Here is a 15,509-nt window from a genome sequence, read left to right on the forward strand (position 1 = left end):
GCACAAAACTGGAATACGGGCATGGCACAGGAAACACAGGAAGCGCCGGCGCAACCGACCGGTATGGGCACCCTGCCCGCGTTTGTTCGCTGGTCGCTCGTCGTCTCGGCGCTGCTTTTGACCGCGGCGTCGGTCAACCATCTGTTCAATCTGGGCTTCTTCATGAACGTCCGGTTGCTTGAAATTCACTACCTCTACGTGATGCTTCTGCTGACGCTGCCACTGGTGTTCCTTGTCTTTCCCTGTTCAAAGTCAGATCCTTACGGATCGACGCGATGGTGGGATTACTTTCTGGCCCTGCTGGCCCTGATCACCTGCGCCTTCTTTGCCTACTACGGGCGCAGCGTGGTGAACAAAGGGTGGGATTTCGCCGCTCCTCTTAATGCCGTGATCGCCAGCTTCGCCTTCTGGTTCCTGCTGCTCGTGGCCGCGCGCCGCACCGGCGGCTGGACGCTGTTCGCGGTAATCCTGGTATTTTCCATCTACCCCATGATCGCCAACTATGCGCCCGGCCCGATCCAGGGCTTCCAGCGCTCGCCCGTCGAAACGGCGATCTTCCACGCGATGAGCGGCGAAAGTGTGCTGGGCATACCGATGCGCAGCTTTGTCAATCTTGTCGTGGGGTTCATGATCTTCGGCGTTGCGATGCAACATACCGGCGCAGGTCCGTTTTTTATCGACATCGCCTTTGCCGCGCTCGGAAATGTCCGGGGCGGGCCGGCCAAGGTAGGAGTTCTGACCAGCGGGCTGACCGGTTCGATGAGCGGCAGCGTGATCACCAATGTGCTGACGACCGGATCAATTACCATTCCAGCGATGAAAAAGGTGGGGTTCAGGCCCACTTATGCGGCGGGGATCGAAGCGGCGGCGTCGACGGGGGCGGTGCTGATGCCCCCTATCATGGGCGCCACGGCCTTTGTCATGGCGACATTCCTGGCGACCGACTACACCAACATCGTTGTGGCGGCGGTGCTTCCTTCGCTGTTCTACTTTTTCGGCCTGTTCGCACAAATCGACGCATACTCGGCGCGCAACGGACTGAAAGGCGTTCCGCGCGCCGACCTTCCCAGGATCGGCAAGGTGCTGCGCGAAGGCTGGTACTTTCTCGCCGTCTTCGGGCTGCTGATCTGGATGTTGCTCTACCTCAAGCGCGAGGCGATCGCTCCATTCTATGCGACCGCGCTGCTTCTTGTCCTGAACCAGCTGCTCTCAAAATCACGCTGGGGGCGAAAGGAGCTGATGAATTTTCTGATCGCCACGGGACAGTTGTTCGTCGAACTTGTTGCCATTCTTGCGGCGGTCGGGCTGATCGTCGGCGGACTGGCGGTGACCGGGATGTCCGGGACGATCTCGAACGATCTGCTGTTCATCGCGGGCGGCAACATCTTTCTGCTTCTGCTGCTGGGGGCTTTGACCAGTTTCATTCTTGGAATGGGCATGACCGTGACCGCCGCCTATGTGATTCTGGCGGTGTCGCTGGCACCCGCCCTGGTCGCCGGCGGGCTCGATCCGATCGGCGTCCATTTATTTATCCTTTACTGGAGCATGCTGAGCTATATCACCCCCCCCGTCGCGCTCGCGGCTTTCGCCGCGGCGGCCATCGCCCAGGCCAAACCCTTTGCGACGGCCTTCGAAGCGATGAAGCTTGGAAGCATCGTCTATATAATTCCCTTCTTCTTCGTCCTTGATCCGGCGTTCATCCTGCAAGCCGGTCCACTCGAAAGCCTGCTTACGGTTCTGCGCGCCGGTCTCGGCATTCTGCTGATCTGCGCCGGTATTCAGGGGTATCTGTTTGGCGTCGGGCGGATCGAAACCGGACTGCCAGGAACAATCGCCCGCGTCCTTCTTGGTATTGCCGGTCTGGCCTTCGCCTTTCCCTCGAACGCGGGTCTGGCGGTTCCGATCCTCGGCGCGGTGGGCGCAGGTGCCGCTATGGCGGCAGTGGCTGTCGCTTTGGTGATGGTCTCGGCCAAGCAGGAGACAGCGTAATATGAGCGCACAAGACGGCAGACCGGACATCCCCGCCCCGTTCAACGCATTGCTCGGCGTGCGCTTCGTCTCGTGGTCCGATGGCAAAGCCGAGCTGCGGTTGGCCATCGGACGCGATCACCTGAACGGCGCTTTTTCGGTGCATGGCGGTGTCTACGCGACCATGCTGGACAACGCGGTCACCTTTTGCGCGGCCTACGCGGGGGATGGCCGCCCAGGTCATCGCTGCCTTACGCTTTCGCTTACCACCAGTTTCGTCGCCCCGGCGACCGAAGGAGACACGCTGACGGCCCGCGCGCGCATTGTCGGGGGCGGACGCAAACTGGTTTTTGTACAGGGCGAGATCTTCAATCAGGACGGGCACCATCTGGCCCATGGCGATGCCGTGATCAAGCGGCTCGCACCACCGTCGTGACCACCTGAGTGAACCGATGGTGAGCGAGACCAAACAAACGAAGGACAAAAGGAGACAGAAATGATCAACCCGATGGCATTGGACAATCAAGTGGTTATCGTCACAGGCGCCGGACAGGGTATCGGCCGCGGTGTGGCGGCGCTGTCGGCAGAGCTGGGCGCCAAGGTCGTGGTGAACGATCTGAACGAGGACGGCGTCAAGGAAACCGCCGAACAGATCGGTGGCAATGCCCGCGCCATCGTGGGGAATGTGGCCGACCCGGACTTTCCCGGGAAGCTCGTGAAATTCGCCTTCGACGAATTCGGCGACATCAACGGGCTTGTGAACAACGCCGGGATCGTGCGCGCCGCGATGATCCACAAGATGGACCGGGCCACCTGGCAACAGGTCATCGACGTGAACCTCACCGGTGTCTTCGCCTGCCTTCAGGCCGTGGGGACCTATTACAAGGACCGGGTCGAAAAAGACCCCGAAAGCGCCGCGCGCCGTGCCATCGTGAATATCTCATCCGATGCCGGGCGTCGCGGCACCATCGGTCAGATCAATTATGGCGCGGCAAAATCCGGGGTTCTGGGCCTGACAATGAGCGCCGCGCGTGAATGGGGCCGTTACCGCATCAACGTCAATTCAGTCTGTTTCGGAATGGTCGAGACACCAATGACTGAGACCATCCGCTCTGAAAAATTCGCCGACAGGTATATGGCGCAGATTCCGATGGGACGGATGAGCACCCCTGAAGAAGTCGCGCAGCCCGTCTGTTTCCTGTTGTCCAACGCGGCATCCTATATCACCGGCCAGCACCTGAGCGTGAACGGTGGCTTCCACATCGGGTTCTGAGATGGCCGGCATTGGACAAGGCCCAGGGCCGGACGCCGTCTTCGCCGCGAAGCTGGCCGAGGGCGTCTTCGAGATTCAGAAATGTGGCGGCTGCGGCACCCATGTATTCCATCCGCGCGTGATCTGTCCGGCCTGCGGCAGCGCGGATCTGGGATGGTTCGCGCCAACCGGGAGGGGCACCGTCTATGCGCGAACGGTCGTGCGCCGAAAACCGGAACGAGGCGGCGATTACAACGTGGTTCTGGTGGACCTGGAGGAAGGGGTACGAATGATGTCGCGCATCGACGGTATCGCGCATGACCAGATTGTCGCCGGGCTGAAAGTAACCGCGTCGATCGGCGAAGGCGCCGAAGGTGACCCCGCCGTGGTTTTCCGGCCAGAAGGAGAAGCAAATTGAGTTTACGGGGAAAAGCCGCCATCGTCGGTGCAGCGCTGGCAGGCTGCGGCGAGGCCCATGGCAAAAGCTCGATGGAGATCACAATCGAGGGGGTGCACGGCGCGCTTGCCGATGCGGGGATCGCACTTGGCGAGGTCGATGCCGTTGCCACCTGCCAGCCGCTGGATATGCTGTCGGGTCTTACACTGGCGCAGGAATTGGGCTTGAACCCCAGGTTCACGATGAACAACCGCATGGGCGGCTCGTCGTTCCTGTCGCACACGCTCTGGGCCGCGATGCTGCTCGAATTGCGGCTCGCTGATACCGTGTTGATCTGCTACGGATCGAACCAGCGCACCGCCTCGGGCAAGCTGATGACTGCGCTTGGCCTGCCGACCTACGAGGCCCCCTACCGACCGTTGTTCCCGCTGTCGTCCTATGCGCTGGCCACAGACCGTCACATGACGCAATTCGGCACAACGCGCGAACAGCTGGCCGACGTGGCGGTGGCGGCCCGGGCCTGGGCCCAAAAGAACCCCGACGCTTTCATGCGCGATCCTCTGACGCGCGAGGATGTCATCGCCTCGCGGCCGGTTTCCGACCCTCTGCGGGTGCGCGACTGCTGCCTTGTGACCGATGGCGGTGGCGCGATTGTGATGCGCCGGGCCGAGACGGCCAAGGATCACCCCAGACCTCCGGTGTATTTGCTGGGCGGCGGCGAGGGCACGACGCACCGCGACATCTCCGAAATGGCGGACCTGACCGTGACCGGCGCTGCGCAATCAGGGCGAACGGCCATGGACATGGCGGGTGTCAAACCCGCGGACATCGACGTGGTCCAGCTCTACGACGCGTTCACCATCAATGTGATCCTTTTTCTAGAAGATCTGGGCTTTTGCAAGAAAGGCGAAGGCGGTGCGTTTGTGGCGAACGGCGGCATCGCGCCTGGCGGCCACCTGCCGGTCAATACCAATGGTGGCGGCCTGTCATGCGTGCATCCCGGGATGTACGGCATCTTCACGCTGGTCGAGGCGGTGCGGCAACTGCGCGGCGATGCTGGCGATCGCCAGATCGGCAGTGCCGAACTGGCCCTGGCCCACGGCAACGGCGGTGTCCTGTCCAGCCAGGTGACGAATATCCTGGGCACCGAAGCCACCCTCTGAACAGACGAAGGAAGCAATGAAGCGGCCCTTCTTGCGAAGGGCCGCTGTGTATTCAGGCCTGAAACGGCTCAGTTCGGGTAGGTTGCGAAGTCGATCTTGGAATAAATCTCCTGACGCAGAAGGTCTGCATAAGGCTGATGATTGTCCCGGATCGGTTGCAGCGGCTCAACCAGACCGTGCCATTTCTCGATCAGCTCGCGATAGGTTGCGATCAGCGGTTCCGGATCTTCGATGCCGCGTTCCTCGCGCGAGATGCGGGCGATCTCTTCAAGATCGGCGGTGCGGAAATCAATGAGATCCTGAAGAAACTCAGGCGACGGCTGGTGTACCTGCAGGCCAAGCCCACCCGCCTCTTTCAGCACGTCGAGATCGTCGGTTTCGTAGTACACCTCGGTCTGCGCCACGGCCTCGGGTATGTTCTTGACGAATTGCTCGCGTTGCTCCGGCGAAAGTGAGATCCAGAATTTCGGGCCGGCGGCAAAGATCGAACCGGAATGATAGGTGCCCAACGGCAACTCCGTCAGGTGCTTGGCAACCTCGATCAGACTGTGCCCCTTGAGCGCACCGACCGGCTGCACCGCAGCGGTGACGACACCGTGGCTCATCGTGTCGTACATCTCGCTCGACGGCACGTTTACCGGCTCTGCCCCAAGGCGTGTCGCCCAGCGGTCCCAGACCGACCCGCCCGTGCGCAGCTTGACCCCTTGCATATCGCTGATTTCGACGATCGGCTTGGTGGTCAGCAATACATAAGGCGCAGTGCTGATCCCGCTCAGCGCCACCATGCCGTTCTTTGCGAACTCGTCCTTGCACGGCTGGCAGTGCAGCATCACGAATTCGCTGGTCGCGCCGGCCATGGCATAGTGGTCCTCGCCCAAAAGAGCGAGATCGGCGACGAGCTGCGCATAGGGCATTTCCGACCTGAAATAGGTCAACGCCAGCAGACCTACATCGGCGACGCCGTCGCGCAGGCCGGACAGTGTTGGCTTGGGGCCAAGCAAGGCGCCGCCGGCAAACAGCTTGAAGTCGAAGGCATCCGGAAATTCAGATTCGGTCATTTCGGCAAAGGCGGCATGGCCACGCGATGTCGCGTGATTGGGTGACGTCCAGTTGGATATAGTCACCCGCTTTTCGGCCAGGGCCGGTGTCGCCGCTAGAACGGTCGTCGCCGCCAGCGCGGCAAACGCATTGGTCAGTTTCATGTGGTCTCCTCCTCTTTTTCAAGACCCCGCTATTGCGCGGGGTTCGTCACGGCCGGGATGGCCAAATCAGTTGCCGAGCTCTGGCAGGAACATGATCAGTTCGGGAAAGGCGACCATGATGATCAGGACCACCACATCCGCAGCCAAAAACCACAAAACACCCTTGAAAATCAGTGAAATCGGGACCGCATCACCGACGATGCCCTTGATCACGAACACGTTCAGCCCCACCGGTGGGGTGATCAGAGCCATCTCGACCAGCTTGGTTGCAAGCACGCCCAGCCAGATCAGGCTGATATGGTTCGCCTCGTAGATCGGCAGAAGGATCGGCAGCGTCAGCAGCAGGATGCCCAGCGGATCGAGGATCATGCCCAGCAGACAAAAGATCACGGCCGTGCCGAAAACCAGCATCACATAGCTGGCCCCCATATCAATCACCAGGTCGGTCATCGCTTCGGGGATACCGCTGATCGCCAGAAACCTCGAAAACAGGTTGGCACCGACCGCGATGATGAAGATCGCCGCAGTCATTTTTGCAGTGTCCATCAGCGCGATCCTGGAAACTTTCCAGTTCAGGGTGCCGCGCGCCGCCGCAATCACGAAGGACAACGCCGCCCCGACAGCCCCGGCCTGCGTGGGTGTGAATATCCCGGTGAACAGACCGCCGAAAACGCCCACCACCAGCAAGATCACGGGCCATGTCTCGCTCAGGGCCTCCAGCCGTTCGGACCATGTCGCGCTTTCGTCGAGCGACGGCGCGAGCGCGGGATTGATCCACACACGAACGATGATCACGGCCCAGTACCCCAGCATCGTCAGTACGCCCGGCACGATCGCGGCCAGAAACAGCTTGCTGATCGCGACCTCGGCAAAAATACCGTAGATGATCAGAAGGATGCTCGGCGGGATGAGCGACCCCATGGTGCCGGCTGCGGCAACCACGGCGGTACTCAGCCCGGGATCGTAGTCGCGCTTCAGCATTTCCGGCACCGCGATCCGGCCCATTGCCGCGGCGCAGGCCAGGCTGGAGCCGGCCGCCGCCGAAAACAGCGCCGCGCCGCCCACGCTGGCGACCGCCAGCCCGCCCGGCAGGAATGACAGCCAGACCCGGGCGGCCTTGAAGATCCCGCGCGTGATGTCGGTCTGGTAACAGACGTATCCCATCAACAGGAACATCGGGATCGAACTGAGGGTCCAGTGCGCGGCAAAATCATAGGGCACCGCCGTCAGCAGGCCGAAAGCCGCGCCGCTTCCCAGCATCGCCCAGAACCCGAAGAAGGACACGATACCCAGCGCGACCGCGATCGGAACGCGCAGCAAGACCAGCAGGATGACAGAAACGATGCCGCAAAGGCCGATCTGGAAAAAGCTCACCGTTCCACTCCTATTCGTACATGTCGTGATTGGGGCCGGCCATGCCAGCGTCGGTGAAAGGCCTCTGGATCAGCTTGGCCAGCAAGAGCAGAACCATCAGCCCCGCACCAAGAGGCAGACAGAAGCGACCGGGCCAGACGGTCACCGCCGCCATGCCCATGGATTGCTCGCCGATGAGGTATTTTTCGACGGCATCGATCCAGGTCTGCCAGGTGAGCAGCCCGTAGAACACCGCAGACAGCGCCAGAGCCAGCATGTCGAGAGCGGTCCTCGCCCCCGTCGGGAGCAGATCGTGGATCAGGTCGACCTTGATGTGCTCGTTGGTGTATTCGACGAAGGGAAGCGGCAGAAAGACCAACCCGACCATGTAATAATACGACACGTAATCCACCGTGCCCGGCAGGGGCTCGGCGATGAACTGGCTCAGGATGACATCGAGCGTGACGTGGACCATCATCAGGGCCGCCAGGGCAGTCGCAATATAGGTGATAATCCGCGACACCCTGCCAAGTCGTGCAATGACTGTTTCCATCACTATCTCTTCCCTGTCGTAAAAAGGGCCAATCCGCTTGGTCATACGCCACGGAAAACCGGTTTTCTCTTGCTCAGAAAGGCGTCGATGCCTTCGGCGTGATCCGCGCTCTTGATGATTTGCCCCTGAATGATGGCTTCTGTTTCAAGAAAGCTCTCCAGAGACGGTTGCATCGCGGCGCGCATCAGCCGCTTGGTACCGGCCAGGGCAAAGGTTGGCCCCGCGGCCAGGTCTGTCGCATAGTCCAGGGCCGCCCGGTCGAGGGCATCATCGGGATGAACCTGGCTTGCCAATCCCAGGCTCAGGGCTTCATCCGCCGGCACCATCCGCGCTGAGAAGGCAAGGTCCGTCGCACGTTGCCGACCGATCAGATTCTGAAGGAAAAACGCCGCGCCGCCATCGGGGGCCAGCCCGATCTTGCGAAAAACCTGACCGAATCTTGCCGTCTCGGAGAGCAGGATAACGTCGCAGGCGAGCGCCATGCTCAGACCGATCCCGACCGCCGGACCGCGCACCGCGGCAACCACAGGCTTCTCGCAATTGAATATGGAAAGGATCATCTGGTGCGCCCTGTACAAGCGCGCCCGATCACCCCAGACATCGTCCTTGCCCATGGTCGAAATATCCGCACCCGCACAAAAAGCGCGGCCCTCGGCCCGCAGTAATACGGCGCGAATCCGCGGGTCAGTTTGGATATCGCGAAACGCGTCCAGGAGTTCGACGCGCATGTCGAGGGTCAGCGCATTCAGCTTGTCGGGCCGGTTCAACGACACGACGGCCAGACCTTCTGAGTGTTCCACAGTGATATCGCTTGTCATGACCACCCCTCCCTTTGGCGAAGATTCGTCAGTCAGTGAACAGCGCCCGAGCAATCCCGTTCTTATGTATCTGGGTCGTTCCCCCGGTGATCGTCAGCATCCGCACATCCCTCACCATCCGCTCCAACGGAAGCGAACCGAAATAGCCGTAGCCACCGAACATCTGCATGGCGTCATGGGTGACGCGCTGTGCCATTTCGGTGGCCTGAACCTTGGCGATCGAAGACAATGTTGGATCGGGCTGGCCGCGGTCGATCAGCGACAGCGCCGTATAACACAACGACCGCGCGGCCTCGATCTGCACCTTCATGTCCGACATCATCCATTGCAGCCCCTGCATCTCGGACAGCGCCTTGCCGAATTGCCGGCGGGTCTTCATGTAGTCGCGTGCAAGGTCGAACGCCCCCTCGGCGACACCAAGCGCCAGTATCCCCATGCCGACGCGCGTGGCGTTATAGACACCCAGCGGGCGGACAAAGCCGCTGGAGTTGCCGGCCAGCCCTTCGGTCACGACGTTTTCGGACGGCACCCGCACATCGTCGAAATGGATCTCGCATTCGTTGCAGCCGCGCGCGCCCATCTTCTGTTCAAGAATATGGACCGAAACGCCGGGGCTTTTGCGGTGCACCAAAACGGTTCCGATGCCTCGCGCGCCTTTGCTTTCGCAGAACCGAGCATAGACCAGAAGGTAATCGGCCCTGTCGCCGAAAGTGGTAAAGATCTTGCCGCCGTTCAGCACAAACCCGTCCCCGTCCGGGCGCAGCGATGTCGTCACCGCGGTGGCGTCCGACCCGGCCTCGGGCTCGGACCAGGAGATCGCGCATTCGATCTCGCCCGCGGCGAAGCGGGGCAGGAAAGCCTGCTTCAACGCCTCGCTGCCGCAGGTGGCGATGATCCGGGGCGAGACGTTCTGATCGTGAACGATCAGCGCGGTATTGAAATCCACCTTGGCCAGTTCTTCGATCACGAGATAGCAATCCACCAGCGGCGTACCGCCACCGCCGTATTCTTCGGGAATGGTCATGCCCAGATAGCCAAGCGCGCCCAGGCGATGGTGGTTTTCCTCGGGGTAGATGCCGTCGCGGTCCCAGCGTGCGGCGCGGTCCCGGAATTCCCCGAGCGCCAGTTTGCGCGCGGCATCCTTGAGAGCGACCTGTTCTGTCGTTAGCAACGAGGGATGCATCCGCCCTACCCCCGCCGCTGGTCGAAGCTGTGGCCGTAGACCATGGCGGCGATCGTATTGCGCAGGATTTCGACGGTGCCACCGCCAAGCGCGAAGCCGCGCGCGTCACGCACCATACGTTCCAGCGGGTATTCGCGCGTGTAACCATTGTGACCGTGGATCTGCAGCGCTTCGTTCGTGACCCTCTGCGCCATTTCGTTGGCGTAAAGCTTGGCCATGGTCGCATCCATCGGATCGGGAAAGCCGTTCGGCGCGGGGTTGGTCGCGGCCCGATAGACCATCAGACGCGCAGCATGGATCTGTGTGGCCATGTCGGCGATTTTCCATTGCAGGCCCTGGAATTCCTTGATCGGGCGCCCGAACTGATGGCGAATCTCGGAATACGACTTTGCAGCATCGAAAGCGCCCTGCGCCAGCCCCACGCACATCGCTGCGTTGCCCACCCGCTCGGGTCCGAAACTGCTCATCAACAGCGCGAAGGAGCGCGAGCTTTCCGGGTCCCCTTCGACCAGCACATCCTCGGGACCGGCCTTGTAGTTTTCAAGGATAATCTCGGCCTCGGTCAGCCCCCGGCCACCCATCTTCAGCGATATGTGGCCGATCCGCGCGCCCGGCTTCTTCAGATCGACGACAAAGGCACCAATCCCCTTCGCCCCGCTGGCCTTGCCGAAACGGCAGAAGACCAGCGCATAATCGGCCACATGGGCGCCCGTGGACCAGCATTTGTTGCCATTCAGCACCCATCCGTCGCCGTCCCTTGTGGCCGTGGTGCGCAGGTCTGTCACCGCCGACCCCGCCTCTGGCTCGCTGATGGCGATTGCGATGAATTTCTTGCCGGCCGCCATGTCTGGCAGGAACCGCTTTTTCTGCTCGTCGCTGCCCAGAACGCTGATTGCCCGGGATGGGCCGTTCAGGTAGAGTTGCGAGACCAGCGCCGTGTTGAAACAGACCCGCGCCATTTCTTCCAGAAACACCGTGCCCTGGATCACTGGCGCGCCGGAGCCGCCGTATTCTTCAGGGATGAACATTCCCAGATAGCCAAGTTCGGCCAGCTTGTCGCGGTTCGCGGCTGGAAACTCTTCGGCTTCGTCCCAATGGGCGGCCCTGGGAGCAAACTCGCGCTCAGCCAGCTTGCGTGCCTCGTTGCGAAAATCCTCCAATTCCGGATCGAGCTTGAACATGTCAGTAGGTGTCCTTTGATTGAGCAGAGGGCAGGTCCTGTTCCAGCGCGGCCAGGATGCGCGCCGTATCGGCGCCTACGGTTGGTGCGGGGATAGGGGCGACCTGTGGGTGAGCCGCGAAACGCATCGGCAGCCCTGGAACAGGGACCGTGCCCAGGTCTGGATGCGGAAGGTCATGGATCATGCCGCGGGCGCGCATGTCATCGTCCGACACCACCTCAGCGAGCGTGCGCACCGGGGCGCCCGGCACATGTGCGCTGCTCAGGGCCGCGAAAATCTCGGCGCGGGTCTGACTTGAGGTCCACGCCGTCACCCAGCCATCGACTTGGGCACGCCGCGCGCAGCGCGCGGGTCCCGCGGCCAGTTCGGGATCTTCGGCCAGATCAGGGCGACCCATGGCCCGGGTCAGCTGCTGCCAGTGGCGATCATTCAGGCACATGATGGCCACCTGCCCGTCGCGCGCCGGAAACAGGTCGTAGGGTGCGACCTTGAGCACGGCCTGACTGTTGCCGGCCCGGTCGGCGAACCCGTCAGGCGCCAGCAGATAGCTTGCGATATTCGACGCCAGCGCGTGGTGCGTGACGTCCTGCATCGCGATCTGGACAAAGTCCCCGCGCCCTGTCGCGCCGCGCGCATGCAACGCCGCCATAATGCCACCAAAAAGGTGGATACCGCCCAGAAAATCGGTGATCGCTGCGCCGCATTTCACCGGCGGACCATCGGGAAACCCGGTCACCGACATCAGCCCGGTCAGGGCCTGAATAGGAAAATCCATCGCCGGCGCATCGCGATAGACGGAATCGGCCGCGTAACCCTTTCCTGACCCCATGACCAGGCGCGGATTGCGGGCACAGAGTGTTTCCCACCCCAGCCCCAGTTTCTCCATCGTACCGGGACGGAAATTCTCGATTAGAACATCGGCCGAATCTGCCAGCGCCAGCAGGGCGCTGCGCCCGCCCTCGGACCCCAGATCAAGCGTCACGCTCTGTTTGCTGGAATTGAGCATCATCGCTGCGGGGTTCTCGCGCCCGCCCGCGATGCCGCGGATACTGTCGCCGCCGGGCGGCTCGACCTTGATGACCTCGGCCCCCATGAGCGCGAACATCAGACCGCAATAGGGCCCAAGGTAGACCTGCCCGAGGTCGATCACCCGAAGACCGGCCAGCGGGCCACAATCGGGCGCCGCGTTCATGATCCGACAAAGCCCGGCGGGCGCTTTTCCTTGAAAGAGGCGACCGCCTCGCGGTGATCTGCGGTCTGCATGATATGGGCTTCGGCGGTTGCCTCGATCTCGAGATAGGTCGCGAAATCGCAATCCATGCCACGGTTCAGCATCGACTTGCCCAGCCCAAAGGCTCGGGTCGGCCCTTCGGCCAGACGCACGGCCAGCGCATCGGCCTCTGCGTCGAGCGCGTCTTCTTCGTGGATTGCGTGGACGATCCCAAGGTCGTGCGCCTCTTGGGCATCGATCACCTGGGCCGTCAGGAACATCGCCTTCGCCCGCTGCGTCCCGACCGTCCGCGCCAGCAAGTAAAGCCCGCCACCGTCGGGCACGATCGCCACGCGCGCATAGGCCTGGCAAAAGCGGGCCGAGGGCGCGGCCAGGATCACGTCAGCCAGAAGCGCAATGTTGAACCCCACGCCAAAGGCCGGCCCGGCAACCGCCGCGACGACCGGCTTTTCAAGATCATATAGCATCCGGGTTACGCGGTGCTGTTGTTTCATGCGGTCCCGCATGGCCACAGGCGAAGAACCGGCGAAGGTGCTGATATCGCCTCCGGCGCAAAACGCGCCCCCGGCACCCGTGATCAACAGCGCGCGCACGCGGTCATCGTCGCGCACCTGGGTGACGATGCGTTCCATCTCTTTGCGTGCGTCTTGATCAAGGGCATTCTTCTTCTCGGGAAAATCGAAAGTCATCCGACCAACGCTTTCCGAGCGGCTGTAGAGCAATGGCACCGCTTCCTCCTCCCAGGAATGGGCTAGCATGGAACACGATAGGAGTGGCATTGAGCGACGGGCAATAGTCCGGTGCGGAAAATCAGACATGTGTAAAATTCACCCGTTCTGTGTATTTCCTTGCGGTCTGCTGGCACGTTTTTTCGGCTTCCCTTCCCATGCGCGCCCGTCACGGCTACGGGCCTCGGCACCCCCTGTTGAAACAGCAAAGAAGAAATAGACAATGTACTCCGACACCCCTCTCGGCCGCTTGCGCCTGCCTGTGATCTGCTCGCCCATGTTCCTGGTGTCCGGGCCGGATCTTGTCGTCGCCCAGTGCAAAGCCGGCGTCATCGGCAGCTTTCCGGCGCTGAACGCACGCGAGTCCGAAGGTGAACCGCCGCTGCTTGAAGCCTGGCTCAAGCGCATCACTGAAGAGCTTGACGCGCACAATCAGGCCAATCCCGATCGGCCCGCCGCGCCATTCGCGGTCAACCAGATCGTCCATCGATCGAATGATCGGATTGAGCGGGACGTCGAAATATGTGCGCGCTGGAAAGTGCCTGTCTGGATCACATCAATGGGCGCACGGGAAGACGTCAACCAGGCGGCACATGAGTGCGGCGGCACTGTACTGCACGATGTAATCAACAACAAATACGCCAGGAAAGCGATCGACAAGGGCGCCGACGGCCTGATCGCGGTCTGCGCCGGCGCTGGCGGCCACGCCGGGGCCTTGTCACCCTTTGCGCTGGTTCAGGAAATCCGGGAATGGTTCGATGGTCCGCTTGCCCTGTCCGGGTCCATCGCGACCGGGCGCTCAATTCTGGCGGCGCAGGCCATGGGTGCGGATTTTGGGTATATCGGATCCCCCTTCATTGCCATGACCGAGGCGGTCGCGTCGGAGGAGTACAAGCAAATGATCGTCGAAGGCGGGGCCGATGATATTGTCTATACCGACTATTTCAGCGGCGTGCATGCCAACTATCTGAAACCGTCGGTGCGGGCGGTCGGTCTCGATCCGGACAACCTGGCCGGGATCGGCAACAAACTCGATCTGGCCACCGGCGACATTCGCCCCAAGGCCTGGCGTGACATCTGGGGCAGCGGTCAGGGGATCGGAGCGGTGAAAGAGGTGATGACCACGGCGGACTACGTCGACCGTCTCGACCGGGAATACCAGGTCGCCAAAGATGCGCTCTGTTCCTGACGAAAGAGGGCGGCCGGTTGCCCGGCCGCCCATCTGTTTCTGCGGTTGTCGCGAATGATCGAGACCCGATCTTAGCGGTCCTTTTGGTTGACGATCAGTTCTGCATTTTCGGGTAGTTCCGAAACAATGTTCACTTCGTCGACACGAATTCGTGTATGCAGTTTGAAGTTTTTGGCGGCGGCTGCTTCCGCAGCAGAAGCGTCGGCACCGTCTTCCAGCACAAGCGAGAGGCGGATCATGTCGCGATCGTTCTCGCGCGTTACCACGGCCTGCGCGGCCTTTGCGCCCGGCGTGCCGATGACAACTTCTTCAACCACGCGCGGATAAACGAAAATCTCGCGCACTTTGACCGCTGCCCCGACCCGTCCCTGCAATGCTGAAATCCGGCTGACGGTGCCATCCGCGTTGCTTTCCAGGGCAAAGGCGCTGTCGCCGGTGCCGAACCGGATCATCGGCCAGGTGGCATCGCGCGCGGTCACGACAACCTCGCCCGGTTCGCCATGGGCGACCTGTTCGCCGCTGACCGGATCGCAGATCTGCACCACGCGGTCGGGATGAACCAGATAGCCTTCGCCGCCATCCTCATAGGCGACAAGGCCTAGATCGGCGGTGGCATAGGCGGCCCAGGTGGACACGCCGTATTCGGCCTCGATCCGGCGGCGCTTGGCCATCCAGTCGCCCATCTCACCGCCGAGGAAGGCTGTCTTCACCTTCCATGCGTCGCGGCCATAGGTTTCGATCACCTTGTCCGCCAGCGTCAGGAAAAACGCGGTCGAGGCGCAGATCGAAGTCACGCCGGTTTCGACGATGATCTGCGCCTGAAGCTCGGTATTGCCCACGCCGCCGGGAATCACCGTGGCACCTGCGGCCTGTGCCGCTTCGTCGAACAGCAAGCCTGCGGGCACAAGATGATACATCCAGGTGTTCAGGATGATATCCCCCGGCCCCACGCCTGCCGCCTTGAAAAGCAGGTCCAGGCCATGACCTCCCTCGCCCGAAAGGGCCGGCTCGAAAATTGGGCCAGGGGACACGTAGATCCGTCCAATATCCTTCAGATCCGAGGCAAGGAATCCGCCGAAAGGCGGGTTCTCGCGCTGGATCTTCAGAAGCTCTTCTTTTTTCATCACTGGAAGTCGCGAGAGGTCCGCCACCGATGTGACGGCTGCCGGATCGAATCCGGCAGCCGTAAATCGCGATTTCAGGCCAGGAGCTTTTTCGGCCGCAGCGGCATAGGCTTGCGCTATATCTTTGTAGATATCATCAGACATTTCCATGCCTCCTCGTCCAATCG

Annotated in this window: 15 protein-coding genes; 6 read left to right on the forward strand and 9 right to left on the reverse strand. The window is 61.7% G+C overall.

The features are described from left to right. The first annotated feature begins 21 nt into the window (after positions 1 to 21). Genes ACU0DV_RS20100 through ACU0DV_RS20120 form a run of 5 tightly spaced genes read left to right on the forward strand, consistent with a single transcriptional unit; the run spans position 22 to position 4,780 of the window. Complete coding sequence (locus ACU0DV_RS20100) at positions 22 to 1,989, forward strand: TRAP transporter permease (protein WP_027264338.1); 1,968 nt, start codon at positions 22 to 24, stop codon at positions 1,987 to 1,989. A 1-nt stretch (position 1,990) separates the two neighbouring features. Further along, positions 1,991 to 2,404 (forward strand): PaaI family thioesterase, encoded by a 414-nt coding sequence (locus ACU0DV_RS20105; protein WP_036051569.1) that lies wholly within the window; start codon positions 1,991 to 1,993, stop codon positions 2,402 to 2,404. 60 nt (positions 2,405 to 2,464) lie between these two features. Next, positions 2,465 to 3,241, forward strand: coding sequence for an SDR family NAD(P)-dependent oxidoreductase (locus ACU0DV_RS20110; RefSeq protein ID WP_027264336.1), 777 nt, complete (start codon positions 2,465 to 2,467; stop codon positions 3,239 to 3,241). Between the two features lies 1 nt (position 3,242). Beyond that, entirely contained in the window at positions 3,243 to 3,638 is a 396-nt protein-coding gene (locus ACU0DV_RS20115) for a Zn-ribbon domain-containing OB-fold protein (RefSeq protein ID WP_027264335.1), read from the forward strand. Further along, positions 3,635 to 4,780, forward strand: coding sequence for a thiolase (locus ACU0DV_RS20120; RefSeq protein ID WP_027264334.1), 1,146 nt, complete (start codon positions 3,635 to 3,637; stop codon positions 4,778 to 4,780). The genes ACU0DV_RS20115 and ACU0DV_RS20120 overlap by 4 nt, the downstream gene beginning before the upstream one ends. 68 nt (positions 4,781 to 4,848) lie before the next feature. Here ACU0DV_RS20120 and ACU0DV_RS20125 read toward each other — a convergent pair whose 3' ends face one another. The 8 genes from ACU0DV_RS20125 to ACU0DV_RS20160 form a co-directional block, all read right to left on the reverse strand. Beyond that, complete coding sequence (locus tag ACU0DV_RS20125) at positions 4,849 to 5,982, reverse strand: C4-dicarboxylate TRAP transporter substrate-binding protein (protein WP_027264333.1); 1,134 nt, start codon at positions 5,980 to 5,982, stop codon at positions 4,849 to 4,851. A 66-nt stretch (positions 5,983 to 6,048) separates the two neighbouring features. Next, positions 6,049 to 7,356 carry a TRAP transporter large permease gene (locus ACU0DV_RS20130; protein ID WP_027264332.1) on the reverse strand — a complete coding sequence of 436 codons (1,308 nt, stop codon included), beginning with the start codon at positions 7,354 to 7,356 and terminating at the stop codon, positions 6,049 to 6,051. 10 nt (positions 7,357 to 7,366) lie between these two features. Beyond that, positions 7,367 to 7,888 (reverse strand): TRAP transporter small permease subunit, encoded by a 522-nt coding sequence (locus tag ACU0DV_RS20135; RefSeq protein ID WP_027264331.1) that lies wholly within the window; start codon positions 7,886 to 7,888, stop codon positions 7,367 to 7,369. Between the two features lie 41 nt (positions 7,889 to 7,929). Further along, a complete protein-coding gene (locus ACU0DV_RS20140; protein WP_027264330.1) occupies positions 7,930 to 8,706 on the reverse strand; it encodes an enoyl-CoA hydratase/isomerase family protein in 777 nt (258 codons plus the stop codon). Positions 8,707 to 8,734: 28 nt separating this feature from the next. Beyond that, entirely contained in the window at positions 8,735 to 9,877 is a 1,143-nt protein-coding gene (locus ACU0DV_RS20145; protein ID WP_027264329.1) for an acyl-CoA dehydrogenase family protein, read from the reverse strand. A 17-nt stretch (positions 9,878 to 9,894) separates the two neighbouring features. Next, positions 9,895 to 11,070, reverse strand: coding sequence for an acyl-CoA dehydrogenase family protein (locus ACU0DV_RS20150; protein ID WP_027264328.1), 1,176 nt, complete (start codon positions 11,068 to 11,070; stop codon positions 9,895 to 9,897). A gap of 1 nt (position 11,071) precedes the next feature. Continuing rightward, entirely contained in the window at positions 11,072 to 12,262 is a 1,191-nt protein-coding gene (locus ACU0DV_RS20155) for a CaiB/BaiF CoA transferase family protein (protein WP_027264327.1), read from the reverse strand. Beyond that, on the reverse strand, positions 12,259 to 13,119 hold the full coding sequence (locus ACU0DV_RS20160; RefSeq protein ID WP_446273571.1) for an enoyl-CoA hydratase/isomerase family protein: 861 nt from the start codon (positions 13,117 to 13,119) through the stop codon (positions 12,259 to 12,261). The genes ACU0DV_RS20155 and ACU0DV_RS20160 overlap by 4 nt, the downstream gene beginning before the upstream one ends. 133 nt (positions 13,120 to 13,252) lie before the next feature. On the opposite strand from ACU0DV_RS20160, the gene ACU0DV_RS20165 reads away from it, so the two are divergent. After that, entirely contained in the window at positions 13,253 to 14,218 is a 966-nt protein-coding gene (locus ACU0DV_RS20165) for an NAD(P)H-dependent flavin oxidoreductase (protein WP_027264325.1), read from the forward strand. A 71-nt stretch (positions 14,219 to 14,289) separates the two neighbouring features. Here the strand turns inward: ACU0DV_RS20165 and ACU0DV_RS20170 are convergent, their stop codons facing one another. Continuing rightward, positions 14,290 to 15,486 carry a phenylacetate--CoA ligase family protein gene (locus tag ACU0DV_RS20170; RefSeq protein ID WP_223228105.1) on the reverse strand — a complete coding sequence of 399 codons (1,197 nt, stop codon included), beginning with the start codon at positions 15,484 to 15,486 and terminating at the stop codon, positions 14,290 to 14,292. Positions 15,487 to 15,509: the final 23 nt, after the last annotated feature.

It is taken from the genome of Sagittula sp., from assembly GCF_052825245.1.